Raw genomic sequence first — 23,610 nt, forward strand, 5'->3', positions numbered from 1 at the left:
GTTTTCGGTTTTTCCAAAGCACATTCTCTTAAGAAAGAATCCACAGTCTGGTTAAACTTTTCAACTTTGCCGGTCGCTTCCGGCGAGTAGGGCCTTGCGTAAAGCAGCCGTATCCCCAGCTTGGAGCAGGTTCGAGCCATCCATTTAGTCCGGTACTGCTTGCCGTTGTCGAAGTAAACAGCCTCAGGGACACCGTATTTTTGGATGGCATTACGGAAACAGTCTTCAACGATGGCCTGGTCTAATGTCGGATAAAAGGCGCCATGCAGTACAAACCGGGTAGCATCATCCAAAAAGGTTACCAGAAAGACTTGCTTCTTTGCACCGCCTGGGCCGATTGGCAGGTATGGACCGTATTTTATGTCTGAATGAATCAGTTGGTTGCGGTAGCGGTGCTGAAATCTTCTGGCCGCTACGCCATTGTCGGCGTACATCCGCATTTGCCGGTTGCTGTAGCCCCGCTCGGCAAGTTTTTCCTGCAGGGTGGAGCGTTTGATCTCTCCTGGTAAAGCCTTGCCTTCCCATTCCAGGATCTGAATAATCTGAGTAACGCTGCGGCTTGGTACTTCCCGGCGCAAAAGTATGGCCTGTTCCAAAAGTTCGGGAGCAATAGCTTTAGACTCAAGTTTTCCCTTACCCTTAGGCTTTAACCCGGCGAATCCGAGATTTTGGTACCTTTTCAGATACCTTCGCAATGTTCTTTCTGAAATACTGGCTTTCTGACAGATATTTTTCCTGAATTCCCGCATTTTTGCCGGATCCAGTCCATCTGCAAGTAGTGGCAGCATAAGCTGAATTCTGTTGCTGGCGATTTCTTCGGCCTTCTTCTGATCTTTCATCCCTAAACACTTCCTCTCCGGACTTTTCTTCAAAGTCTAGCTCAAGTGTTTGCGGACAAGAAGGCAGAACGGGTATGTACCCATAAATTTGCATTCACAATGGGACGGACAATTCTTGCCAGCCAACCCGGCTCATTTCCAACATAATGTCCGATTCTTTGGTGTACAGACTGTGACGGGACGGACGGCTCTTTCACAGCTTCCCCGCCTAGACGCAGAGATAGGGATCTGAGCCCTCCCAATAGATAGGGCAACAGGCTATGAAACCATCTCTTTAACCGGTATAAGGTGGCATCATCTGCAGCCAACTCTGCTAAATGTTCCTCTGTAAGCATTTTCTCAATGTCGGCAGATGCATAACGCTTGTATGGAACCAGACAATCCGGGAGTTCATGATGGATTCTGCCGCAGCTTAGGCAGCGAAGCCTGCGAATAATTAAAATCTTTGTTTGCCCATCGGGTGTCTTGGATTTACGCTTACGGCTTCCAATTACTTTATGATTATTGCCGCAGCAAGGGCAAGGGACAGATTCTACACACCGAACATAAAAAAATGAGTTTGGGGATTTTCAATTAATTCGTAATTTGTTACAATGACCATACAATGACCAAGGGATGTCTCTGGTGGTCTGCGCTAACAGATCATGCACAACGGAGACATCCTTTTTCCTTTGCTGTAATATGGTCATTATATCCAGCAAGTTCCGGACAGGCAATACCGTCAGCTTTCGGCCATTTTAGGCTAGCGGAAACAAGAATGGTTCAATAAGTTCCGACTCTCTTAGGAATCGGAACTTTTTTATTGAATAACACTCTGGTATTCTCAGTAGCAACTATGAAATGTTCTTTTATATTCATTTAAGTTTCCTATCCAATATAACTTCCGAAACTTGAAATTAAATACACTGGTAGTACAGTAAATAGGTGGTAACTACTTTGCGTCTGATTTAAGCTACGCTGGTATAGGGCCTAAATAAAGAAAAACTCCGGCTTCAAACCAGAGTTACAATCATATGAGGAATTTAACTAGATAATAATTAATTTTACTGAAACCCCAGGGTCTAGCAAATATTTAGCGACCCAAATCCAGATAATTATTGTCCTTGATCCGGAGGTAAAACTATTTTTCATTGTTTCATGATTCTTTAATTTGATACTTCTTTGTCAACTTCTGCTTTTGTATTAAATTCTTCAACTTCTGCTTTTGTTTTAAATTCTTTTGCTGTTCCTCCGCCGAAGATAAATTTTCCAATAACAGTTTTACCATCAACATCATAGAGTGGAATTTCGTTAGGATGAGCCAAGTTCTGCTTACTTAGAGCTATAGCCTCCTGTGGCGTTTTGGGAAGCGGTTGTTCTAGATCTGTACGTTTCACATACCCTTCAATACCACCCACTCCAACTGCCGCGACTAAATCCGGCTCTGTTTCTGGAGAAGTAGCATTCATTAGAGAGCCATACGTCTGACCATACTGGTTTTTCGGAAAAACATAATTAGTACCAGCCTGAGCAGTCGTTTTATAGAGACTAAGCGTCCCTAATGCAATGCCAGCAACAAGAAAAACACCAAAAATCACTGTTTTTAACCCAAACTTAAATTTCATTCCATTACCTCCTATGGCCAAATAACATTTGGACTGTTATTGGTATAATAATGTGTATACGTACTTCCATTATATACCCCAACTTCACCCATACCATGATAGATACCACTCGTTGTGCAGCTACTTGTTAATTGAATTATACCATAACTAACATCTTCATTAATATACCAACCTGATTGATTTATTAAATAACCATCACCATTAATCAGCTTAGTGTTAAGAGCCATATATCCCGCTGGTGCTGATCCGTCCCACTGGGGTTCAAGTACCGCACCCCCATGTACACCAGAGGACACTTTAGTTGCCCATGACCGATCTTGATAGTAATAACCATTAACTGGACCAATATAGCTCCAATTACTGTATACAGTTGATGCATATGCAACCAAACCACCTATTCCAAGAAGAACAACCAATGTAAAAACGGATATCACTGTTTTTGAATAATTTTTTTTCACTGGAATCTCCTTTCTTTCTAACTTTAATAGGGCTAGTTAATTACCAAATTTTACACATACTTGAGAGAAAAGCAATCATCTTTGGTGAAATATGCTGACTGATTCACGACAACAACTTTATTTCATCCTATCAATTTCCATCAACTCCTCCCGTCAGTAGAATCCTACCCTGCCAGACCAAGGATAAAAAACTCATGCTCTACCAAAAACTAGACAACTAAAATCTTCCTGCTTGTATCAAACCCAAATTAACTACCCTTTAAATCTAACCCATAACAAAAAAACGGAAACAAAAACCAATTTTAGTTTTAGCTTCCGTCCTTCGGTCAGCTCTACATTCTATTCTTTATTACGTTTTCTAATCAAAAAATCATACCCAACTACTTTACCCTCTTTAACAATTAAGGTAAAATTACCAAATCTCGTATCAGTTAAAAATTTTTTAAGAGCGTTTATCGTTTCACTATCCAGACAATTGGTTATAAAAGTTAATTCATCATTTTTCAACTAATCAAGATCCCTCCCCACCTACATCCGCACATAAATAATACCTCTACAAACTACTTTTACAGACTCCTGCAACAAAAAAACGGAAATAAAAATCAAACAAACTTGATTCTTAGCTTCCGTCCTTCGGTCAGCTTTAAATATTCTACTATTTATTCCCTTTTCTAATCCCAAAATCATACCTAACCAATTTAATAAATTAAAAAAATTTTAACCTAATATAATAAACAAAACACATATATTAAAACATAATCTAATATAAAAATAATATCAATAAATTCCTCGTATGTCAATACGTTCCTCAGCGAGCATTTTATATAATTATGTCTAATTATGACGAAAAACAAAAACTATATTGTAAAACATAAAAATATAAAACAACCTGTTACAAGGCCCTATACCAGAGTAGCTTAAATCAGACGCAAAGTAGTTACCACCTATTTACTGTACTACCAGTGTATTTAATTTCAAGTTTCGGAAGTTATATTGGATACGAAACTTAAATGAATATAAAAGAACATTTCATAGCTGCTACTGAGAATACCAGAGTGTTATTCAATAAAAAAGTTCCGATTCCTATTCTTGTAGGAACTTCTGATTGAAAGTACATCCTAAATATTTACAATTACTTTGCGGGCTATGACAGCTACGCTGGTACTAGGCCTAATACCCAACACGCCACAGATAAGCTTGCGTCAAGGTAAAAATAATCAGAAACCATAAAATAGTGCCGTAAAGGAACTCATTCTTTAAGAAATGTCTGCGAATAAGGTACTTCAACTTTTTACGACAGCGCACGCTAAAGAGACTATTACCTTCGACCATGCTTTCAGCAGCGCGCTGGCTGTATGTATACGCGGACATTTAAATACCCCCTCGAATATATGTTCTAAGGGTATTGTAGCAAACAAATGTTTGACAGTCAAGACACATTGCGTAAATCATTTACCATATCGATAATCTCGTCCAAATCGAAAGGCTTGCTGATTAACGCTTTATAACTCCCGCGCGGCGGCATATTATCCAGCTCCGGCAGACAGCCTGAAATGATCACAACCGGTATTTGCCTGAGATTGGGATCGGAATTTATTTTTTCTATCACAGCCCGTCCGCCTAAAACAGGCATGTTCAGATCGACAAAGATTATTTCAGGCACAGGTTTTTGTTTTAAACGCTCGAGTCCCAACAAACCGTTGGGCACTGAGATCACTTCATTGCCTTCTTCAGTTAACGCAATCTCAAGAACCAGAGTAATATTGGGCTCATCTTCCATTATCATCACCAATGCCATACCAATCCCTCCAAGATTTATTAAATAATACCTGTTTTATTAATATTACCACACAGCTTTTCAGAAATTTGTCGGAACCTGTTGCCGCTGTTTATATTTATTATTTTTTTTAATCTAAGCTTCAAGGCAGGATATAAGAAAAACATGTCGAAAACAATGTTGTTTTGGCGTCTTGGAGGTATTAAATTATGCATAGATATAAAGAAATGACCATGGAAATATTTCAGTCTGTCACCCAGGCGATCGGCATTCACGCGATGCTCCTGGTTTTGGAACATGCCCGGTGGAAAACCAGGCAGCAATATGAGGAAGCCGCCTTGATAGAATTTTCAGAAGAAGGTATTTCTTTAGTACGGCTTGAGCAGCTGAGTCCCGAAAAAACCGAGGAGATTGCCCACTTCTTTTTAATGTCCATTGTCGCCACACTTGGACGCCTGGTTGGTATTCAGATCGCCAGCCAGTTGACAGAACAGCTCAAGGTATATGCTGGTGAGTCTTAAGTGCCGGAAAGAGTTTCGACAGGAATAAGCATTTTGGACAAAAACGAGGAGGACAATTATTGCATGGGCAGTTTAGCCAGGGTCAAAAAATATTGGGAATCAAAACGCTGGACCAGCTTTCTGGAAAGCACGGCGGCGGGACTGCAGTTAAACCTCACCTTAATTATTCAATATGGAAATGATTTTTCCCGATCATTCCATCACCCGCCATACTGCCCGGCCTGCCGGACTCCAATCGCCGACATCAATTTGCCGGATATCATTATCTCAATTAAGTCACAAAATGAAATTGTTGAATTAGATATAAATGGTGCAAAACTCGTCGTCGCGCCACTCGGCGGAGATCCCTGTCACGGCAATCTCTACGTGGTCGCCGGGGAATTAACATGCTGCAAAAAGGCGGCGCATCCTACCTTGCTGGAACGGGCCGTGCTGGCTCAAAAACTTTTAACGAGTTTCCGGCACGCGTTAAATGAAGGATTTGAGGGCGGCAGACTGTCCCTGCAGCTTTCCGCCCTGCGCCAGGTAAAAAACATCGTCCTGTCGCTTTTCAACGGCGAGGAGAACATATTGGCGCAAGTATTCGACCTCATCCTGAGCGCCTTGATCATCCTGTCGGACGCCCAGGGCAGTTGGATAGAATACGGCACCGCGGAAGTTTCCGGCGGCCTGCTCATTAAAGGGGATGAACAAAGGGTCAAAAACCACATCGCCAGTCATGCCGGCCACGCGGACACAGCAGAAATAAGCAATGGCGAAAACCGGGTCCGGCTGGGTGTTTTCGCCCCGGCCGACGGCAAACAAACGCAAGACTTGCTAAATTTGATGGCCCAGGAATGCACTTTGGTTTTAGAGATAGACCACCTTTTCAAATTGTTGCACAAGCAGCTGCCAATGATTCTTGGCGCTGTTGGAAGCGCCGTCGTGCTGGTCAGCAAAGACGGCATTATCACCTATGTCAACCACGCCGCGGAACTTCTCCTGGAAGGAAAAGCGCCAAACTTAATCGGGGAGCCGGCTGACGCCGCGCCGGGGCCTTGGTCCGCCTGTATTCAAGAGAAGACAAGCCGCCGTGTGAGCGGACACATGGACAATTTAATCCAAAAACAGGAATTGCGGTGGGTGAACTGGCAGGTCAGCCCCCTCCTTGATGATGAGCAGATTGCCGGGTGGCTCGTTTTAGTCGATGACAGAACTGATCATCACAACTGGCAGGAGGCCGCGCGGAGAGCGGAACGGCTGGCCGTAACAGCCGCCCTGGCGGGATCCCTGGCCCACGAACTGAGGAATCCCCTGGGCGCGGCTAAAGGAATGCTCCAATTAATCGGCAGAAAAGAAAAACCGGAACAGGTAAAAGGATACGCCGACCTTATCCTGCGGGAAATTGACCGGGTTACTAACCTCTTAAACGAGTTTCTGCTTCTCGGGAGACCCGCCGAGATGACAACCGAGCCCTTGGACCTGGCGGCTTTCCTGCAGGAAATAACGCCTTTGCTAAAGAGTGAGGCAAACAATTACGAGGCAGATATTTTTATTAAAACAGAAGAAATCCCCATGATCAACGCGGACCCCGGCCAGTTTACCCAGGCGGTGCTGAACTTAGTCCGCAACGCCTTAGACGCGGCGGGGCGGCGGGGTCGTGTTTTGTTAAACTTATCCAAATCCGGAAACAATGTAATATTAACAATTAAGGATAACGGGCCGGGCTTGTCCGCCAAGGTCTCAGGAAATTTATTCAAGCCGTTTTTTACCACCAAAGAGCGCGGCACGGGACTGGGGCTGCCCGTGGCTCAGGCGATTGTGCACAATCACGGAGGCAATATAACTATTGAAAACGCTCCCGGCGGCGGGGCGATTTGCCAGGTGACGCTTCCGTTTTACGCCAGGCAGGATGGAAAAACAACCGATATTGATGTGCTGGTTACCGTGGCGGACAACCTTTTACGCTATCCGTCCGAACAGGCGCTCCGTACCGCCGGCTTCAGCGTTATTTCAGCCGCTGATTTGAGTGAAGCGCTGCTGTTGAAAGAGCGCTACTGTCCGGCAGTCTTAATAGCGGATAAAATTATTTCCGAACCCCAAAATATTGAGATAATCAGCCGGACATGGCCTCAGGCGAAAACTTTCGCCATTGCTGAAGATGAACATTTCCATGAACATTTTATAGAAGCGAATGTCTTCCAGATTGTAACAAAACCATTGGACTATGTGCGCTTGATCGGACAAGTGCGCAAAGCGCTTAATGAAATATAAGCCGTCCATTGCGTTATAGCCCGAATATGTTGTCATGACAGGCATTCTGCAGCAGAATTCAGGCATTATCAACCTCGCAAGCTGCTTGACCTCTATGATAATAATAAGCTATAATTTTATTATAGCAATAATTGTAAATATTATAAACCGTTCTGTTAACGCCGAATCTTCTCCAAGGAGAAGAACGGGGAAACCAATTTTTAGGGGTGAATCCGGCCATGGCCGGTAGGGCTGCCCTTGGCCCAAACCCGTCAGCTAACCTCGCAGGCGTACAGGGAAGAATGGACAGCATTTTATTGGCTGGGCATTCCCGGCCAATTTTATTTTTATTAACTTCCTAATTATTCTTCCTAAAATACGTTTTTCCAACAGAACCGGTTACTATTGAAGAAGAAAACTAGGAGGTGCGGCATTGAAGACCAATATTTTGCCTATAAGAACCCAAAACAACGCGGACTGGTCAGACTGGCGCTGGCAAATGCAGCAACGGATTCACTCAGTAAAGGAGCTCGTAAAATGTTTTGACCTGAACCATGACGAAGAACTGAATATCCAAGAGGCATGCGAAGTATTTCCCATGTCTATTACTCCGTATTACGCTTCATTAATCAATAAAGAAGATCCCAGATGTCCCATCCGCCTGCAGTGCATGCCAAATCTGCAGGAGCTAGTTAATGGATGCGGCGACATGGACGACCCCCTATATGAAGACGCCGACTCTCCCGTGCCGGGATTGACCCACCGCTACCCGGACCGGGTGCTTCTTTTGATTACTAATGAGTGTGCCATGTACTGCCGGCACTGCACCCGCAAGCGCAAAGTGGGCGATCAAAACAGACGGGTCAGCGAGGTTGACATTGACCGGGGCATTGAGTACATCAAATCCCGCCCTGAAATACGCGATGTCCTGCTGTCGGGAGGAGATCCCTTTGTTCTGTCCTGCGCCCATCTAGAGAAAATCATCGCCAAAGTCAGGGCAATCCCCCATGTGCAGGTAATTCGCATCGGCACCCGCACTCCGGTGGTGCTGCCGCAACGGATCACCAACGAGCTTGTGAAGATGCTCAAGAAATATCACCCCATTTGGATAAACACTCATTTCAACCATCCCCGCGAATTTACGCCGGAATCCACCCAGGCCCTGGCGAAACTGGCTGACGCCGGTATTCCCCTGGGAAATCAGACAGTCCTTTTAAAAGGAATCAACGACTGTTCAGAGGTAATGAAAAAGCTGTCGCATCTTCTCGTGCAAAACCGTGTGCGCCCGTACTATCTCTACCAGTGCGATCTATCCCGGGGCATTGAGCACTTCCGCACCCCCATAGCCAAGGGGATAGAAATCATGGAGGCGCTGATCGGGCACACTTCCGGTTTCGCCGTGCCTACTTACGTGGTCGACGCGCCGGGAGGCGGGGGCAAGATTCCGGTTTTGCCGAATTATCAGCTGTCTATGACAGGAACGAAAACAATCCTGCGCAACTATGAAGGAGTGATCTGTGTCTATGAAGAACCGGCATACTCCGGCTCAACCTGTTCCAAAGCTTGTTCTCTGTGCAAGGACGGCAATGTCAAGCATAAACCGGTCGGCCTGCAAAAGCTGGTAGACCCGAACAACCGGACTATCAGTCTGATACCGGAAGGAAACATTCGCAGGGCACGCTTTTTCGGACTTAAGGGTGATCCTCATGGCAGATAGCCTAAAAGCGCATGAACAGGTGCAGCCGGATCAATGGGAGATAATAGAAGGTCACTATTTTAAATGCCATATTTTAATTTCACCGTACAACCGGAGAATTACCGTCTATAACTTTAGTCTGGCTCTGGACGAAGGAGCTTCCGCAATGGTGCAAACCCTTTCAGAAAAGGCTGCCGCGCAGGGTTTTGATAAAGTGTGGCTTAAAACCGGACTTAAATGGGCACATTCTTTTTTAGGCGCGGGAGTCAAACTGGAAGCAGCTATCCCCGGTTATTTCGCCGGGGAAAAGCCGGCCTTGCTCTTCTCCGGTTTTCTGAGCGAGCAAAGGAAAATTCCGTCAAACAGCAAAAACTTGGACCAAATCAAAAAATTGGTTCTCGCCCGCAAGGACGGCGGCGGCCAGCGCCCGCTCCCGGCCGGAATTACGCTGAGATGGGGACAGACCGGACACTGCGGGGCGCTGGCAAATTTATATAGCAGGGTTTTCGCCACCTATCCTTTTCCGATCTTTGATTCCGGCTACTTGAAGCGCACCATGCGCCACAATGTTTGCTATATAACGGCCTGGCACGGCCGGGAACTGGTGGCCGCGGCTGCGGCAGAGATGAATCCTGCAGAAAAAAACGCTGAGGTGACAGACTTTGCAACCGCACCCGGGTGGAGAGGACATGGTCTGGCGGGCTGTCTTTTAAACCAATTGGAATCCCGATTATTGAGTGACGGCATCCGGTGTCTTTATACTATCGCCCGCAGCAGTTCCACCGGCATGAACAGGGTGTTCGCCAATACCGGCTATGAATATTGCGGGGTGCTGATTAAAAATTGCAATATAAGCGGAAGTTTCGAAGACATGAACGTCTGGGCAAAAATAATTGACGGCTAACTGCTTCCCATACCGGAAAAGATAGTAAAGCGAGGCAAACTTGGTATGCAACAATATTGGGAGATAATCGCAAACTTTTTTAATGGGCGGCTTTCGCCTGAAAAAATCACCTACTTTTCCACTAATTTGCTCCTCTCCGTGGCGGTCCTGTTCGCCACTTATCTGTTCATAAAGCTTTTTTCTTATTTATTGGACAGAACCTTAAAAGAAGGCGGCAAGGAAAAACAAATTTTCTCCGACAACTTTATCCGCTCTTCGCGAACTTTTCTGAAAGCGCTGCTCCTGTACGGAGGTTATTTTATCGCCGCAATCATCATATTGGAAATATTCAACGTCATGGTGATTTCACCTGGAGATTTAAAATCTTTAGGCGCTAATGTTTTGAAAATCATCAGTGTGCTGGTGGGAGCAAGGATTGTCATAAATTTCGGGAAACTGGCCATTCAACAGTTTTTCGAACGTCATGAGCTAAAGGAAAATATTATGGAAAACCGCCGTGCGCAAACCCTGGAAATATTGCTGCAAAGCGTGTTGACCTACCTCATTTTTTTCCTGGCCGGCTTAACCATCCTGCAAATTTTCAATATCAACACCAGCGCCATTCTGGCCAGCGCGGGCATTCTGGGACTGGCCGTGGGCTTCGGCGCCCAGAACCTGGTCAAGGACATCATCAGCGGATTTTTCATTTTATTAGAAGATCAGTTCGGCGTGGGGGATTTTGTGGAAACCGCCGGCGTAGTCGGCACGGTCGAGGAAATCGGCCTGCGCACCTGCAAGATACGGCGGTGGACAGGCCAGCTGCATATTATCCCAAACGGGGAAATAACCAAGGTAACCAATTACAACAAGGGACCAATCCTGGCATTGGTGACGGTAGGGATTGCTTACGAAGAAGACATAGATCGGGCAATGGAAATCTTACAAAATGAATGTGTCAAAGCCCGCCGGGAGATTGAAGCTATCGTTGATTTACCCCAGGTGCAGGGAGTAACAGATTTGACCGACAGCTCAGTCAACATTCGCGCCGTCGCCCCATCCATCCCCGGAGAGCAATGGACTGTGGAGAGGGAGCTGCGCAGGCGGTTCAAATACGCCTTGGAGCAGGCAGGCATCGAGATACCCTATCCAAGAAGGGTGCTTTACATACATGAAGAAACCTGATGATATGAGTTATTCAAGAGTGATCGCACAACCAGCTTACCCATATTTCCACCAGGCAATGAGGCGACCTATGCCAAAGCAGTGATCTTGACGCCGATATCAATGGGCTTGGCATTGTAAAGGCTTGTTGTGACCAGCGCATCAACACCTGTTTGGGCATATTCCGCCACGTTTTTTTCTGTGATCCCACCCGCCGCCAATAGGACCAGATGGGGATTGATGGCCTTTAGCTGCGGTACGGCAGCGCCCAACACGTCAGCAGACAGCTTGTCGAACTGCAAGCCGTCCACGCCCGCCCGGCAAAGCTTGATGCTTTCCTCCACAGACCGGGCTTCGACGATCAGCTTCTTTTCACAGACATGCTGCTTGATATCAGGTACCGACGCGATAAAGCCGTCCAGGCCCCCCATAAAATGCATATGCTGCTGGAACACCAGAACAGTTTCAGACAACCCCAAACGGTGGGGGAAGGCGCCGCCGACCATTACCGCTTTGATGGACAAAGCCTTTGTGCCCGGGAAGCCTTTCCTTGTCGTAACGATGGTGATGCGGGGATTGACCGCTCGGGCCAGCTTGGTCATTTGTCTGGTTTTGGTGGCGATAGCGGAGCAATGGTCAAAAATATTCTGGCAGACCTTCCAGGCCATATGCAGGTCTGCCGCCCGGCCACGGGCCCGCAAAAAAACTTCGTCGGCCTTGATCTCGCTGCCGGAAGGCAACGACAGGTCTACCTCGATATGCAGACGCTCCATGATGCGCAGCGCCTCCTCGGTTCCGCAGAGCACCGCGCTCTCCCGCGTGAAGTAAACGATTTCGCCCGTGCGTTCGCCGATTCCCAGCGCCCAGGTGGTCAAGTCGATGTAGGGCACATCTTCCGCCAGCAGTCTGTCAATGACCTCGTCAGGTATATACATCATTTCCCATCATCCTTTACTGATTGGTCTGCCGTACAACAAATTCCTTGTCAGGTATGGTCTCGATAATCTCTTTTGGATAATTTTAAGATATCCGCGACCTCCTGAGCCTATAAATCGTTTTTTTATGCTTTTCCTAAAAATAATGCGTTTTGTTCAGTTTTAATGCTTTTTGTATTGATTGTATTTTCTTAGGATATTACTGTCAATGCGTTTTGTTTAGGAACAAAAATTTTATATTGACAACTATTTGGATATTTTTGCAAAATTGATATGTACAAAAAAACATAAAATAAATTTTTATATTAAGTTATTTGGTGATAAATATGATGAAAACAAGATGTAAAGATTTTAATGAATGCATCAACAGAAAATTTCATTTTGAAAGAAAATTTTAGATAAATTCTATATACCACTCCTTGTTTCATGGCTTTATATATTATATAATACATATTTCGCCGTAGCAATAAAACAAGGTGATGACTACAGTCATTTTCCAACTGACAAGCTTAAAAGTAATATTGATCCAAACTTTATTTTGCAGAATATGTATTTACATTTGGCCAATCTAGTTTTGTCGGTTATACATTTATGCAAAAAAGGTCAGGATTATTTGAACGATACTATACTCTTAGATGAATGTGCATTTAATATGCTGAAATATAGGAAAAGTATTCTTTAGCGCTCTTGACTCCTAAAAAATATCATTATAAAACAAAGGTTTTCTGCACTATAAAATTATCATAAAATCCAGTTATATAAAAACAGAATTTGACACAATCAATATAAAAATCAACTTCAATAAAGGATACTTTCGTGGTATCCTTTTTATTTTTGGGGTAGACTAAAGCTATAGCCGTTATGGGCAGGAGCAAAATTATGTGCTTTTTTCATTACGCTGGAGTCCCCCGCGTATCTGGTCGTTAATAGCGATGTCTATAAACTCTATGAGTTTCTCCGGCGTCTGTTTTATTTCTCCAAGAAGCCAACTCTCCATCAGGGCAGCCAAAGCTATAGAATAGTAGTGAATCAAAAACTCAGCATAGTCTTTGGGGACATTGGGTACCCCCTCCGTAATCGAAAGGAATGTTCTTTCGATAGCCGCGTGAATATCGTCATAAAAAAATCTTTTCAGATGTTGGTGACCCAAAGAATTGAGCGTGCAAAGGCAAACTGCTTTGTTTTCCTCAATATAGCGAAAAAGCTGAAGTATTCCATCCTGCCATAAGAGGACGCCTTCATGCTCTACAACAAGCTTTACGGCTTCCTCTTGGTACATCCACTTGACCATATCATATATATCTTCAAAATGATAATAAAAGGTTTGCCGGTTAAAGCCGCTGTCCTCCGTGATCTCTCTAACAGATATTTTTGCCAGCGGCTTTTTCGCCATGAACTTTTTGAGCGACTGAACCATCAGCCGTTTTGTCACATCGCTGCTCATGGAGTTTGGCATAGCATTACCCCCTTTAAAATATTCACATTTAATAAGGAAAAACAAACATCAAAACCAGCTAGACAATCAGGGCCTATTTGTCTGGAAGCTTGACAAGTAGGCCCTGATTGTCTATAGATGTACGCTCACTTCGGAATTAAGATATAAATCAAGATCAAATGGCAAAGTTATCTCGGGGCAGCAATTCTGACTATGTTTTTTACATGGATCGTCAATCAATGCATGAAACCGAGAATCAAAAGTATTGATATGCTGGAATCTCTAAAATCAGTGGATTGAAACGACTCAACGCGAAAGAATATAAGGTTATCCCACAATGCGATTGCCGGATTTTAACGCTCATTCATCAGCGAAATATTATACCTGTTATAGGCCGGAAACAAAAACATGCCTTGAGCGGCCTGATTAAATGTGCTAAGTGCGACCTATTCTCTTACGTTGATAACTTTCTCATATCTTTTGACGCGGAGGACAACGAAAAGGCCGAGGCGCTTCAGGCATCACTATCTGAAAAAGAAGCCACGTTGCAGAAGCACAAAAGGCTTTGGAGCTGGTTAATGACGCATATGAGTTTGGTGAATATACCCGTAAAGAATAGTTAACACGCAAAGACAAGTGGTAAAAAATCTATTGAGCAACTAAAAACTATGTCTTGCATAAATGGTCATCTCCTTATATGGTAAGTTTAACCATCTACACAAAATTAATTACGTTCTCATATATTTTTAGTTTTTATCTTTATCTGGTCAATAACTCATAACTCCTGACAGTGTACTTGCTGTACTTGCTTTTCACATTGTGAAAGCTCCTGTCTTTATCCAATGCTTTTATCTTACATATTTTGGGGTATTTTTCTGCTAAAACTAGGCTTTATTCGCGTTCTGTTTCCCGCTCTTTTGTCTGCTATGGGGACTGACGCAAAATACTGTCAATATTCGCCTTGATAACGTCGTATTGCTTCACCTGCTTTGACAATATTGCATCTACATTAGCTAATCAGCAAAGAAACGTTTTGTATAAAACGATTATCGAAAGTATTATTTATTTACGCGAGGGGGACAATATCAGCGTTAATATAACGTTCAAATAAAAGGAGGTGGTTGCGCATGTTATCGGAGAAGAAAGTACCCAATAGATTGGCAAATGAAAAATCGCCTTACCTGCTCCAACACGCATACAATCCTGTGGATTGGTGGCCGTGGTGTGATGAAGCCTTTGCGAAAGCAAAAGCCGAGGATAAGCCGGTTTTCCTTTCTATTGGGTATAGCTGACTAACTTGCATTTATGAACTTGTCACTGGTGCCATGTAATGGAACGGGAATGTTTCGAAGATGAAGAAGTGGCCCGGGTCCTTAACGACGGGTTTGTTGCAATCAAGGTGGACCGGGAAGAGCGGCCGGACATCGATCACATCTACATGTCGGTCTGCCAGGCCATGACCGGGCAGGGGGGCTGGCCTTTAACAGTGCTCATGACGCCTGAGAAAAAGCCGTTTTTCGCCGGCACATATTTCCCCAAAAACAGCAAACGGGGTATGCCGGGCCTGATGGACATCCTGACCCGGGTCAAGGAAAAATGGCATTATGAAAAAGACACGTTTATCCGGGCCGGCGCTCAGGTGGCCGGAGCCATTCAACCCCAGCCGGACAGGCCTGCCGAAGGCGAACCGGGTGAAAACGATCTTAAAGACATGCTAAAAAAAGCTTTTGTTCAATACAAAAACCAGTTCGATGAACAATACGGGGGGTTCGGCGCCGCGCCCAAGTTTCCCACCCCGCACACGTTATCTTTCCTCCTGCGCTACTGGAAAAGAAACGGGGAAATAGAAGCCTTGGCCATGGTTGAGAAAACGCTGGAATCTATGTACCGGGGAGGCATCTATGATCATATCGGGTACGGCTTCTCCCGCTACTCCACCGACGGGAAATGGCTGGTACCGCACTTTGAGAAGATGCTTTACGATAACGCCCTGCTGGCCCTGGCCTATACCGAGGCGCACCAGGCTACCGGCCGTGACCTCTACGCCCGTGTCGCCAAAGAAATATTTACCTATGTCCTGAGGGATATGCGTTCGCCGGAAGGCGGGTTTTACTCGGCGGAGGACGCTGATTCCGAAGGCATTGAAGGCAAATTTTACATCTGGTCTCCCGGTGAAATCAAGGAAATTCTCGGCGAAAAAGATGGTGAAATATTCTGCCGGCTCTATGACATCACCGCCAGCGGCAATTTCGAGGGGCGCAGCATCCCGAACCTGATAGATCAGACTCCGGAAAATATAGCCGTAGCATTTAACATACGTCCCGGTGAATTCACTGATTTAACGGACAGGCTGCGGCGCAAAATCTTTGAAGCGCGCGAAAAGCGGGTGCATCCCTATAAAGACGATAAGATACTGACTGCCTGGAACGGATTGATGATCGCCGCCCTGGCCAAGGCGGCTGCCGTTTTCAACGAGCCTGTTTACAGTCAAGCCGCCGCCCGGGCGGCGGACTTTATCTTCAGAAAGCTTAGACGGGAAGACGGCAGGCTGCTGGCCCGCTACCGCGACGGCGAACCGGCCATCCCCGCCTTTCTGGACGATCACGCCTTTCTTGCCTGGGGACTGCTGGAGCTGTACGAGGCCACCTTTGCAGCTGATTACCTGCGCAAATCGCTTGAATTGACGAAACAAATGATCGCTTTATTTCAGGACAGGCAAAACGGCGGTTTTTATTTCAACGGCGCGGACGCCGAGGAACTTATCGCCCGTCCCAAAGAAATATACGACGGGGCCTTGCCGTCCGGCAATTCCGTCGCGCTGGTCAACCTGCTGCGCCTGGCCTTGCTGACAGGCGACGATGAACTGGCTGAGACAGCCGAAAAGCAAATAAATGCTTTCGCGAACATAGTTAAAGACCACCCCCGGGGCTATGCTCATTATCTCCTCGGAGTATACTTCTCCCTCGGTCCCTCCCGGGAGATAGTGATCGCCGGAAGAGCGGAGGATCCCGGGGTGATAAAAATGCTGCAGGCAGTGCGGCGTCAATTCCTACCTGACACAGTAATAATTTTTCACCCGGCGGGAGATGCTGTTCAAGGAATAGAAGAACTGGCGCCTTTCATCAGGGAACAACAGCCCATCGACGGCATGGCCACCGCTTATGTATGCCAAAACCATGCCTGCCTGTCACCTGTTACGGATGTTGACGAACTGTCCGGTTTATAAGGAAAGGGGACACACCTCCATTTAGGGTCTATCTTTGGGGTCGAAGGAATGTCCCCAATTTATGAAAGGGAACACACCTCTATTTAAGGCTTATTTTCGGGGTCAGAGGAATGTCCTCAATTTATGAAAGGGGATAAGACCGGGGTGTCTAAATGGCGAGCCAAGTCTATTGAACAGCTAATGGCCGAGAAGGAAACCAGCCGTCACCGCCTGCCGCGCACCCTGGGCGCTTTGGATCTGGCCACCCTGGGCATAGGCGCGATCATCGGCACGGGTATTTTTGTGCTGACCGGGGTTGTTTCCGCCAACTACGCCGGGCCGGGCATTGTCCTGTCTTTTGTGCTGGCGGGCATCGCGAGCGGGCTTGCCGCGCTGATATACGCGGAGATGGCTTCAATGATTCCGGTGGCCGGCAGCGCTTATACTTTCACCTATGTGTCGCTCGGCGAGATACTGGCCTGGCTGGTGGGATGGAATCTTATCCTGGAATACATCGTTTCCGCGGGCGCCGTGTCAATCGGGTGGAGTTCATATTTGGTCGATTTGCTGTCCGCCGCCGGAGTGACCCTGCCGGCTTCCATCACCAGCTCCCCTTTCAATGGGGGAGTGCTCAACCTGCCGGCGGCGCTTATTGTGCTCTTGCTCACGGGACTGATTATCACAGGCGCTCAGCACAGCGCGACAGCGAACAAATTCGTGGTAACGGCCAAACTCGCCGCGATCCTGCTGTTTATCGGGCTGGGCTTCAGACACATCGACCCGGCCAACTGGCAGCCTTTTTTGCCGTTCGGCGCCGCCGGCATCGTGCACGGAGCCGCTATTGTGTTCTTCGCCTATATCGGCTTTGACGCGGTATCCACGGCGGCGGAAGAAGTCAAAAATCCGCGGCGGGACTTGACTATCGGCATTGTGGCGTCCCTAATCACAGCCACCGTCCTTTATATCCTTGTCTCTCTGGTCCTTACCGGCATGGTTCACTACTCCACTTTGAACACCGCTTCCCCCGTGTCGGCCGCTTTACTGCGGGTGGGACTGCCGTGGGCCGCCGCCGCTATCTCCGTTGGGGCGTTAGCGGGACTAACCAGCGTATTGCTTGTCGTTCTATACGGACAAAGCCGTATTTTTTTCGCTATGGCGAGGGACGGGCTGCTTCCGCCAATTTTCGACTGGATTCATCCCCGCCTGCGCACTCCCCTGTGGGACAGTCTGCTTATCGGCCTGGTTGTAGCCGCCATCGGCGCCTTCCTGCCGATTTCCCTGGTGGCGGAGCTGGCCAATATAGGCACTCTGAGCGCCTTCATCGCCGTTTCGGCGGGGCTTCTGGTTCTGCGGGCCAAACGGCCCGACCTCCCCAGGCCTTTCCGGGTTCCATGGGTGCCGCTGCTGCCCGTGCTCAGTATGGCCATGTCCGCCTATCTGGCGCTCAATCTCCCCACCCTCACCATGGTCCGTTTCGTTATATGGATCGTCGCCGGATTATTAGTTTACTTCGCTTACGGATACAAGCACAGCAATTTATCCGGAAAAAGCAATCCCTCATTTTCTTTAAAACTCAACATGATGAAACCAGTTTCCAAAAAACTCCCCCCAGACCCGACAAAACGCGACTGATAACTTCTCTTATACCCTGGTATTGCCTTCGTCGGTTTCAGAAACAGATTTCGGCGTTCTGATAAATTTTATTCCCGTCCAGACCAGCACAACTGCGAAAATCATGCGCAAAGCAAGTTCCGGCAGGCTATGGGCAAGAGAGCCACCAAAAAACGAGCCGAGCAGGATGCCCGGGATTAAACCCGGCAAGGTCTCTCTGCTGATATTCCCAAAACGCCAGTGGGTGTGTGCGCCGGCCAAACCGATAGGAATCATGGCCAGGAGAGAACTGCCTTGCGCGGTATACTGGGTAAAGCCGGTGAACAGCACCATCGCAGGCACCATTGTCGAGCCCCCGCCGACCCCCAGCATTCCGGAGAGGAAGCCGGTAACGCCCCCGGTTAACAAAAGAATGACCACTTTTGTCCATTCTGCTGGGGCTACCGTCATATGAGACGGATAAGATTTTAGCAGCAAAAGTATAGTTGCCACGAACAATAATCCGCCGAAAGACCTCTTCAGTTTCCATTCCGGAAGAGCATTGGCAAAGTTCGCTCCCGCCCTGGCAGTGAAAATGGCGGTAGAAGCCAAAATTATGGCGGCCGGCAGGTCAACGGAGCCTCTTGACATATAAGTGAGAGCTCCTGACACTCCGGTGAAGACTAGGGCAACAAGACTTGTCCCCTGGGCCTTGTGCTGTTCCATCTTTAGAATACCGACCATTAAAGGGATCATGATCACACCGCCGCCAATGCCGATAAGACCGCCAAAAACCCCCGTCGCCAAACCAATTAAAAAATTCAATAGAGATTCCCTCCGGATAACTGAGATCTTTTTTTTGCGTGCTGGAACATATTTACTTGGCCCATTTTTTGACTTTATCTCATAACCTGAAAAAAATCAAGAAAAACGCTAATATTTCCGCATATGAAAGCTATAACCACCGGGGAGTAAGACCGGTGGTTATAAAACGCAGTCTGGTCATCAGTTTGTATTTTTACATTTTAGATGCAGCCGCCACAGAAGCCCACACCGAAGACCAGCAGGATCAGAATTAAAAAGATAATAAACGCCTGGTTGCCAAAACCTAGACCTACAGCTTGCTCCGCTTTGACCTCGGACATAGAGGGTACCTCCTTAATATTGAAAAGTTTTTGTTTATTTCTACACTATATGAAAAGGACGATAAATGTGTTAATCCGCAGACTCCTGGATCTGCGGATTTTACGCGGCCGGAATGCAGAGATTCTTCGCGCCGGCAACATACAGTTTATTTTATGAATGTTTACTAAAATATTAAGTAAAACTGCCAACTTATTTTAAAACTAGGAAGGAGATTTTAATTATTATCAGAATCTATAATCAAAATCTTGAATTAGGTGTGCGGTGAATGAAAATAACATATTTTTTAGCATTATTAATAGCATTTACTGGGTTATACATACTATGGTCAATTTTTTTCAAAAAACCCAAAATTATGGATGATAATAGCAACAATAAAAAAGATAGGAATAAAGAATATAGACTAATTCAATCCCTTATTAGGAATATGGAGGAAGAAAATCCGCAACTTGTCAAAGATTTGATAGTACATTTAAACGCGGTGTCGAGATTAAATATTATCAAAAAATCTAATCCTGATGATATTAATTTGGTGCTTAAATATTGGTTGTATAATGACTGGTAGAGATTATGGAGAGAAATTTCAGCCCAATATATTCTCCAGCCAGCCGGGCGTGCTTAATATCAGCATTTGTTCAGTGATTTCAAGCTCAATTTTCTCAAGAGTTTCAATCAGCTTGAATACATCAACCGGTTTGCAGAAAAACGCATCTACCCCGCTATTCACCGCAGCAATAACAGCATCCATATCACCGCAGCCGGTGTTAATAATTATTTTCGCCTCCGGATTGAGATAGCGGATCTGCTTTAATATTTCAATCCCGTTCAAAACAGGCATTTTCATACCGATAATGACAGCATCATATTGATTACGCGCGTACGCCTCCAAGGCTGCCCCGGGAACGGTGAACTTGTCGCACCAGTGCCCGGCCGGCTCCAACACGGCGGCCAGGTTGTCTATACAATCCCCATCATCATCAAGCAATAGAATATTCATAATTCCTCCTGATTTTTGATAGCTCTTGACAATTTTATATTATCAATTTAATATGTCGGTTTTATGTTGATACTTTGAACATTTTATGAATATATAAAAAAATGGAGGACAACCCTCCATGCAGCCATCTATTAGTGAAACGCCTTCTATATCGTCAACTATAAAATAAGCACGACCCCTTTATTTTCCACGTAACCTTCGTAATAAATAATTAAGGATAAAAAACGGAGGGTAAAGATGATTGTTAAAAGCAGATTTATAATTGTCCTGGGTACAGTTTTATGCATGTTTCTTTCCTTAACCGGGTCCGCTCATGCCAATCTTTTAGATATTCAGGGACACTGGGCGGAACAGCAGATTAGCGATTGGCTCGATAGAGGTTTCGTTGCGGGGTACCCGGACGGAACATTTCAACCCGATAAGAGTATCACCAGGGCCGAATTTATTACAATGGTTAATCAATCATTCGGATTCAACGAAAAAGCTCAAGTTGCTTTCAGTGATGTTTCGCCCACCGCCTGGTTTTACGGGGAAATCGCCAGAGCGAAGGCGGCCGGATACATTGCAGGCTATGAAGACAATACAATAAGATTGGACAAGGCGATTAACAGGCAAGAGGCGGCGGCTATTGTTTTCCGTTTACTGGATATGGAAACCGTTGACGGCAGTAAAGCACTTTCTAAATTTGAAGACGCAGGCAATATTTCAGGCTGGGCAAAACCAATTGTTGCCGCTGTATCTGAGAAAAACCTGATGGAAGGCTACAGCGACCATACTTTCAGAGCACTGGACCGCACCACCAGGGCGGAAGCGCTGGTTATCCTGGATAGGGCTTTTTGGCTGAAATACCCAATAATTATTACCGGTGAAAAATAATATTCACATCAACCCTCTGTTGCCTTATTCCTTAAACCTTTTTTCAATTATCCGACCCATAAGTGCTCCTATAAAACCGCCAAGCATCCCGCCAAACATGGGACTGCCCAAAAGGGACCAGTATAAGCCGAAACTCCCGCCAAACTGAAAACCGATAAAAAATCCATTCCCCTTCCCACCTGCCCGATAGTATGCCTGCCACATGCCCAAATTAAGTATCGACGGGTAAAATAGAATCCATTTCCAATCCACCACTTTAAAAGACTCAGCAAAATCACCATTAAATGTGTAGTAAATAGACAAGTTTAAATTGCTGTTGATGTTTACTATTATTTCTAGAATTATCAGGACTATCCCGACTAAATAATCGCCGTTATAAAACTGTCCAAATCCCGGGAAAATGAACGACCATAAAGCGGCAACCCAAGGTTTTTTACCTTGCGAATCCTGATTCAATTACATCCACCAAGTTTCATGTTTTTATATCGTTCACTACAATAGTATTTACTATTAAGCTCAGTAAAATTAATCTGACCGCCGATACCTAATAAATTATCCCACGAGGAGTCCGCTATAAAAACAACCCCTGGGTACTCCAGGGGTTTCCTTTGCAATAAAAATCGGCTTTAAAAAATAACCACCGATTTAACGGGAACCGGTGGTTGTTATTTATATAATTTTCAGCCTAAATGCCGCAGCCACATACGCCCACTCCGAAGATGAGCAGAATGAAGATCAGGAAAATAATAAACCCGAAGTTGCCAAAACCAGTTCCGCAACCTGTGCCGCAACCTTCAGCAGCAGTACCGTATCCCATTTATATCACCCCTTTTTTCTTATAATATGCGGGATACGACAAAAATGTTAACCAGTGGATATTCACCCAAATTAATCTATTCACATAAGCTATAATGACAGTGGCAATAACTGTCACATTGACCTCCTTAGCAAAACCTGGCCGAATAAATGGCCAGGTTTTTGTTTTCCCGGCTGGAAAAAGCCACGGGCCGGTTAGTAAATTAAGTTTTTGAAATGTACAGCAATAGATTTTGGGTAATAATAATTGAAAGTGACTGATATCAAAAATTTGGAGACACTTACATAATGGCAAAACCGCGGGTAGCAATCATTGGTGCTGGTGCTGCCGGTCTGTCCTGTGCTCATGAATTGGAGAGACTGGGGTGTCAACCGGTAATTTATGAAATATCCCGTTCTGTCGGACACCCCTTTCCCCATACAGGAGCGATACTGGAAATTTTGTTTCGGTCTATTACTACCCAGGATCTTTTAGCATTTGCCCGGCAGACCTATGATATTTCTCTTATGCCTCTTAATAGAGTAAAAAAAATCATCCATATTTCCGCCAACAGCCGTTCCATAGTTCAAGGTGATTTGGGCTATCTTGTTATCCGGGGACAATTAGAAAACTCTATTGATAATCAGATTTCCGATTCATTGAAAAATACGCATATTTTATTTGACCATGCCCCGGACTGGCAAAAACTTACCAAGGTGTATGATTATGTGGTCGTGGCAACAGCACGTAAAGATATCCCCGCTTCCTTGGGATTATGGCAAGACACGGTGTCCACTTCCATTATGGGTGCCATTGTATTGGGCAGTTTTGACGAAAATACCCTTTCTATATGGCTGAACAATGATTATACTAACAAGGGCTATGCCTACCTGGCTCCATACAATTCAAAGCGTGCCAGCTTGGTTTTATGTGTGGCTAATATAGATACCGAACAACTTCCGGCCTACTGGAAAAAGTTTTTTACCATAGAAAAGTTCAATTTTACGGTTGTTGAAGAGTTTCAGACCACTCTAACAGCAGGCTTAGTCTACCCTCACAAGGTAAAAAATTTATATTTTGCCGGTGTATCCGGGGGCTTTATAGATCCTTTACTCGGCATGGGTGCTTTTCCCTCAATTGCCAGCGGAGTGATAGCCGCGCGCTCTACCATTTATCATTTGGATTACGAAAAGGAAATTTCTTTTTTGATAAATTTAATTAAAAAAGTTAACAATATACGTAATGCATTTATAAAACTGAATAATACGGATATCAACCGTCTAATAGCCATCTTGGGACTGCCTGGAGTGCAGCAACTCATTTACCGGACTAAAATAAACGTTATTGATCATATCCATTCATTAATAAATTTATGGTAAAGTCTTCGTCAGTTAAAAATCCTAGTTTGCCGGCTATACACGTATCCGGGTATACCATGGAAGTTTACTAATCAAATACCTGG

General features: G+C 45.4%; 23 protein-coding genes, 1 pseudogene and 1 riboswitch. Of the genes and pseudogenes, 11 read left to right on the forward strand and 13 right to left on the reverse strand.

Annotation, left to right across the window (positions count from 1 at the left end):
- The 7 genes and pseudogenes from A4E54_RS08045 to A4E54_RS08075 form a co-directional block, all read right to left on the reverse strand.
- A partial coding sequence (locus tag A4E54_RS08045) for a DDE-type integrase/transposase/recombinase (RefSeq protein WP_286725483.1) occupies positions 1 to 839 on the reverse strand: 839 nt, incomplete at its 3' end.
- 41 nt (positions 840 to 880) lie between these two features.
- Positions 881 to 1,348 (reverse strand): annotated as a pseudogene (locus tag A4E54_RS08050) (DUF6431 domain-containing protein); the annotation flags it as partial.
- A gap of 636 nt (positions 1,349 to 1,984) precedes the next feature.
- A complete protein-coding gene (locus A4E54_RS08055; protein WP_286725485.1) occupies positions 1,985 to 2,443 on the reverse strand; it encodes a hypothetical protein in 459 nt (152 codons plus the stop codon).
- An 11-nt stretch (positions 2,444 to 2,454) separates the two neighbouring features.
- On the reverse strand, positions 2,455 to 2,901 hold the full coding sequence (locus A4E54_RS08060) for a hypothetical protein (protein WP_286725488.1): 447 nt from the start codon (positions 2,899 to 2,901) through the stop codon (positions 2,455 to 2,457).
- A 339-nt stretch (positions 2,902 to 3,240) separates the two neighbouring features.
- On the reverse strand, positions 3,241 to 3,408 hold the full coding sequence (locus A4E54_RS08065) for a hypothetical protein (RefSeq protein ID WP_286725490.1): 168 nt from the start codon (positions 3,406 to 3,408) through the stop codon (positions 3,241 to 3,243).
- A 663-nt stretch (positions 3,409 to 4,071) separates the two neighbouring features.
- Entirely contained in the window at positions 4,072 to 4,272 is a 201-nt protein-coding gene (locus A4E54_RS08070; protein WP_240083580.1) for a hypothetical protein, read from the reverse strand.
- 58 nt (positions 4,273 to 4,330) lie between these two features.
- Positions 4,331 to 4,699, reverse strand: a complete 369-nt coding sequence (locus A4E54_RS08075; protein ID WP_240083581.1) for a response regulator — start codon at positions 4,697 to 4,699, stop codon at positions 4,331 to 4,333.
- 188 nt (positions 4,700 to 4,887) lie between these two features.
- On the opposite strand from A4E54_RS08075, the gene A4E54_RS08080 reads away from it, so the two are divergent.
- From A4E54_RS08080 to A4E54_RS08100, 5 genes are all read left to right on the forward strand, one after another.
- Complete coding sequence (locus A4E54_RS08080) at positions 4,888 to 5,199, forward strand: hypothetical protein (RefSeq protein WP_240083582.1); 312 nt, start codon at positions 4,888 to 4,890, stop codon at positions 5,197 to 5,199.
- Positions 5,200 to 7,452 (forward strand): ATP-binding protein, encoded by a 2,253-nt coding sequence (locus A4E54_RS08085; protein ID WP_286725495.1) that lies wholly within the window; start codon positions 5,200 to 5,202, stop codon positions 7,450 to 7,452.
- Positions 7,453 to 7,601: 149 nt separating this feature from the next.
- Positions 7,602 to 7,737: riboswitch (cyclic di-AMP (ydaO/yuaA leader) on the forward strand.
- A 127-nt stretch (positions 7,738 to 7,864) separates the two neighbouring features.
- Complete coding sequence (gene kamA / locus A4E54_RS08090) at positions 7,865 to 9,148, forward strand: lysine 2,3-aminomutase (RefSeq protein ID WP_240083584.1); 1,284 nt, start codon at positions 7,865 to 7,867, stop codon at positions 9,146 to 9,148.
- Positions 9,138 to 10,031 (forward strand): putative beta-lysine N-acetyltransferase, encoded by an 894-nt coding sequence (gene ablB / locus A4E54_RS08095; RefSeq protein WP_286725500.1) that lies wholly within the window; start codon positions 9,138 to 9,140, stop codon positions 10,029 to 10,031. The genes kamA and ablB overlap by 11 nt, the downstream gene beginning before the upstream one ends.
- 45 nt (positions 10,032 to 10,076) lie before the next feature.
- On the forward strand, positions 10,077 to 11,192 hold the full coding sequence (locus A4E54_RS08100) for a mechanosensitive ion channel family protein (RefSeq protein WP_286725502.1): 1,116 nt from the start codon (positions 10,077 to 10,079) through the stop codon (positions 11,190 to 11,192).
- Positions 11,193 to 11,260: 68 nt separating this feature from the next.
- On the opposite strand, the gene modD is transcribed toward A4E54_RS08100, so the two are convergent.
- Together modD and A4E54_RS08110 are read right to left on the reverse strand one after the other, a co-directional pair.
- On the reverse strand, positions 11,261 to 12,109 hold the full coding sequence (gene modD, locus A4E54_RS08105; protein WP_286725505.1) for a ModD protein: 849 nt from the start codon (positions 12,107 to 12,109) through the stop codon (positions 11,261 to 11,263).
- Positions 12,110 to 12,983: 874 nt separating this feature from the next.
- A complete protein-coding gene (locus tag A4E54_RS08110; protein ID WP_240083588.1) occupies positions 12,984 to 13,562 on the reverse strand; it encodes a TetR/AcrR family transcriptional regulator in 579 nt (192 codons plus the stop codon).
- A 1,106-nt stretch (positions 13,563 to 14,668) separates the two neighbouring features.
- On the opposite strand from A4E54_RS08110, the gene A4E54_RS15900 reads away from it, so the two are divergent.
- The 3 genes from A4E54_RS15900 (at position 14,669) to A4E54_RS08120 (ending at position 18,378) form a co-directional block, all read left to right on the forward strand.
- The gene (locus A4E54_RS15900) at positions 14,669 to 14,833 is read left to right on the forward strand and encodes a DUF255 domain-containing protein (protein WP_502687930.1); all 165 of its coding nucleotides are present in this window, start codon (positions 14,669 to 14,671) and stop codon (positions 14,831 to 14,833) included.
- 38 nt (positions 14,834 to 14,871) lie between these two features.
- Entirely contained in the window at positions 14,872 to 16,767 is a 1,896-nt protein-coding gene (locus A4E54_RS08115; RefSeq protein ID WP_502687931.1) for a thioredoxin domain-containing protein, read from the forward strand.
- A gap of 144 nt (positions 16,768 to 16,911) precedes the next feature.
- Entirely contained in the window at positions 16,912 to 18,378 is a 1,467-nt protein-coding gene (locus A4E54_RS08120; RefSeq protein WP_240084222.1) for an amino acid permease, read from the forward strand.
- Between the two features lie 9 nt (positions 18,379 to 18,387).
- Here the strand turns inward: A4E54_RS08120 and A4E54_RS08125 are convergent, their stop codons facing one another.
- Complete coding sequence (locus A4E54_RS08125; protein WP_240084223.1) at positions 18,388 to 19,161, reverse strand: sulfite exporter TauE/SafE family protein; 774 nt, start codon at positions 19,159 to 19,161, stop codon at positions 18,388 to 18,390.
- 586 nt (positions 19,162 to 19,747) lie between these two features.
- On the opposite strand from A4E54_RS08125, the gene A4E54_RS08130 reads away from it, so the two are divergent.
- Positions 19,748 to 20,044 (forward strand): hypothetical protein, encoded by a 297-nt coding sequence (locus A4E54_RS08130; protein ID WP_240084224.1) that lies wholly within the window; start codon positions 19,748 to 19,750, stop codon positions 20,042 to 20,044.
- Positions 20,045 to 20,062: 18 nt separating this feature from the next.
- Here A4E54_RS08130 and A4E54_RS08135 read toward each other — a convergent pair whose 3' ends face one another.
- Positions 20,063 to 20,476, reverse strand: a complete 414-nt coding sequence (locus tag A4E54_RS08135) for a response regulator (protein WP_240084225.1) — start codon at positions 20,474 to 20,476, stop codon at positions 20,063 to 20,065.
- 237 nt (positions 20,477 to 20,713) lie between these two features.
- Here A4E54_RS08135 and A4E54_RS08140 point away from each other — a divergent pair, with 237 nt between their 5' ends.
- Positions 20,714 to 21,352, forward strand: coding sequence for an S-layer homology domain-containing protein (locus tag A4E54_RS08140; protein WP_240084226.1), 639 nt, complete (start codon positions 20,714 to 20,716; stop codon positions 21,350 to 21,352).
- A 24-nt stretch (positions 21,353 to 21,376) separates the two neighbouring features.
- Here A4E54_RS08140 and A4E54_RS08145 read toward each other — a convergent pair whose 3' ends face one another.
- Together A4E54_RS08145 and A4E54_RS08150 are read right to left on the reverse strand one after the other, a co-directional pair.
- Positions 21,377 to 21,808, reverse strand: coding sequence for a hypothetical protein (locus A4E54_RS08145; protein WP_240084227.1), 432 nt, complete (start codon positions 21,806 to 21,808; stop codon positions 21,377 to 21,379).
- A 229-nt stretch (positions 21,809 to 22,037) separates the two neighbouring features.
- Positions 22,038 to 22,169: a hypothetical protein gene (locus tag A4E54_RS08150; protein ID WP_282442365.1), complete on the reverse strand. Its 132-nt coding sequence runs from the start codon at positions 22,167 to 22,169 to the stop codon at positions 22,038 to 22,040.
- 287 nt (positions 22,170 to 22,456) lie between these two features.
- On the opposite strand from A4E54_RS08150, the gene A4E54_RS08155 reads away from it, so the two are divergent.
- On the forward strand, positions 22,457 to 23,527 hold the full coding sequence (locus A4E54_RS08155; protein WP_286725515.1) for an NAD(P)-binding protein: 1,071 nt from the start codon (positions 22,457 to 22,459) through the stop codon (positions 23,525 to 23,527).
- Positions 23,528 to 23,610: the final 83 nt, after the last annotated feature.

The sequence above is a fragment of the Pelotomaculum sp. PtaB.Bin117 genome (assembly GCF_002067195.1).
Taxonomy (GTDB): Bacteria; Bacillota; Desulfotomaculia; order Desulfotomaculales; family Pelotomaculaceae; genus Pelotomaculum_D; species Pelotomaculum_D terephthalicicum.

Coding starts and splice junctions, on each gene's coding strand:
- A4E54_RS08055 (WP_286725485.1), bottom strand. CDS start 2,443: ATGAAATTTAAGTTTGGGTTAAAAACAGTGATTTTTGGTGTTTTTCTT.
- A4E54_RS08070 (WP_240083580.1), bottom strand. CDS start 4,272: ATGTCCGCGTATACATACAGCCAGCGCGCTGCTGAAAGCATGGTCGAA.
- A4E54_RS08075 (WP_240083581.1), bottom strand. CDS start 4,699: ATGGCATTGGTGATGATAATGGAAGATGAGCCCAATATTACTCTGGTT.
- A4E54_RS08080 (WP_240083582.1), top strand. CDS start 4,888: ATGCATAGATATAAAGAAATGACCATGGAAATATTTCAGTCTGTCACC.
- ablB (WP_286725500.1), top strand. CDS start 9,138: ATGGCAGATAGCCTAAAAGCGCATGAACAGGTGCAGCCGGATCAATGG.
- A4E54_RS08100 (WP_286725502.1), top strand. CDS start 10,077: ATGCAACAATATTGGGAGATAATCGCAAACTTTTTTAATGGGCGGCTT.
- modD (WP_286725505.1), bottom strand. CDS start 12,109: ATGATGTATATACCTGACGAGGTCATTGACAGACTGCTGGCGGAAGAT.
- A4E54_RS08110 (WP_240083588.1), bottom strand. CDS start 13,562: ATGCCAAACTCCATGAGCAGCGATGTGACAAAACGGCTGATGGTTCAG.
- A4E54_RS15900 (WP_502687930.1), top strand. CDS start 14,669: ATGTTATCGGAGAAGAAAGTACCCAATAGATTGGCAAATGAAAAATCG.
- A4E54_RS08115 (WP_502687931.1), top strand. CDS start 14,872: ATGGAACGGGAATGTTTCGAAGATGAAGAAGTGGCCCGGGTCCTTAAC.
- A4E54_RS08130 (WP_240084224.1), top strand. CDS start 19,748: ATGAAAATAACATATTTTTTAGCATTATTAATAGCATTTACTGGGTTA.
- A4E54_RS08135 (WP_240084225.1), bottom strand. CDS start 20,476: ATGAATATTCTATTGCTTGATGATGATGGGGATTGTATAGACAACCTG.
- A4E54_RS08140 (WP_240084226.1), top strand. CDS start 20,714: ATGATTGTTAAAAGCAGATTTATAATTGTCCTGGGTACAGTTTTATGC.
- A4E54_RS08150 (WP_282442365.1), bottom strand. CDS start 22,169: ATGGGATACGGTACTGCTGCTGAAGGTTGCGGCACAGGTTGCGGAACT.
- A4E54_RS08155 (WP_286725515.1), top strand. CDS start 22,457: ATGGCAAAACCGCGGGTAGCAATCATTGGTGCTGGTGCTGCCGGTCTG.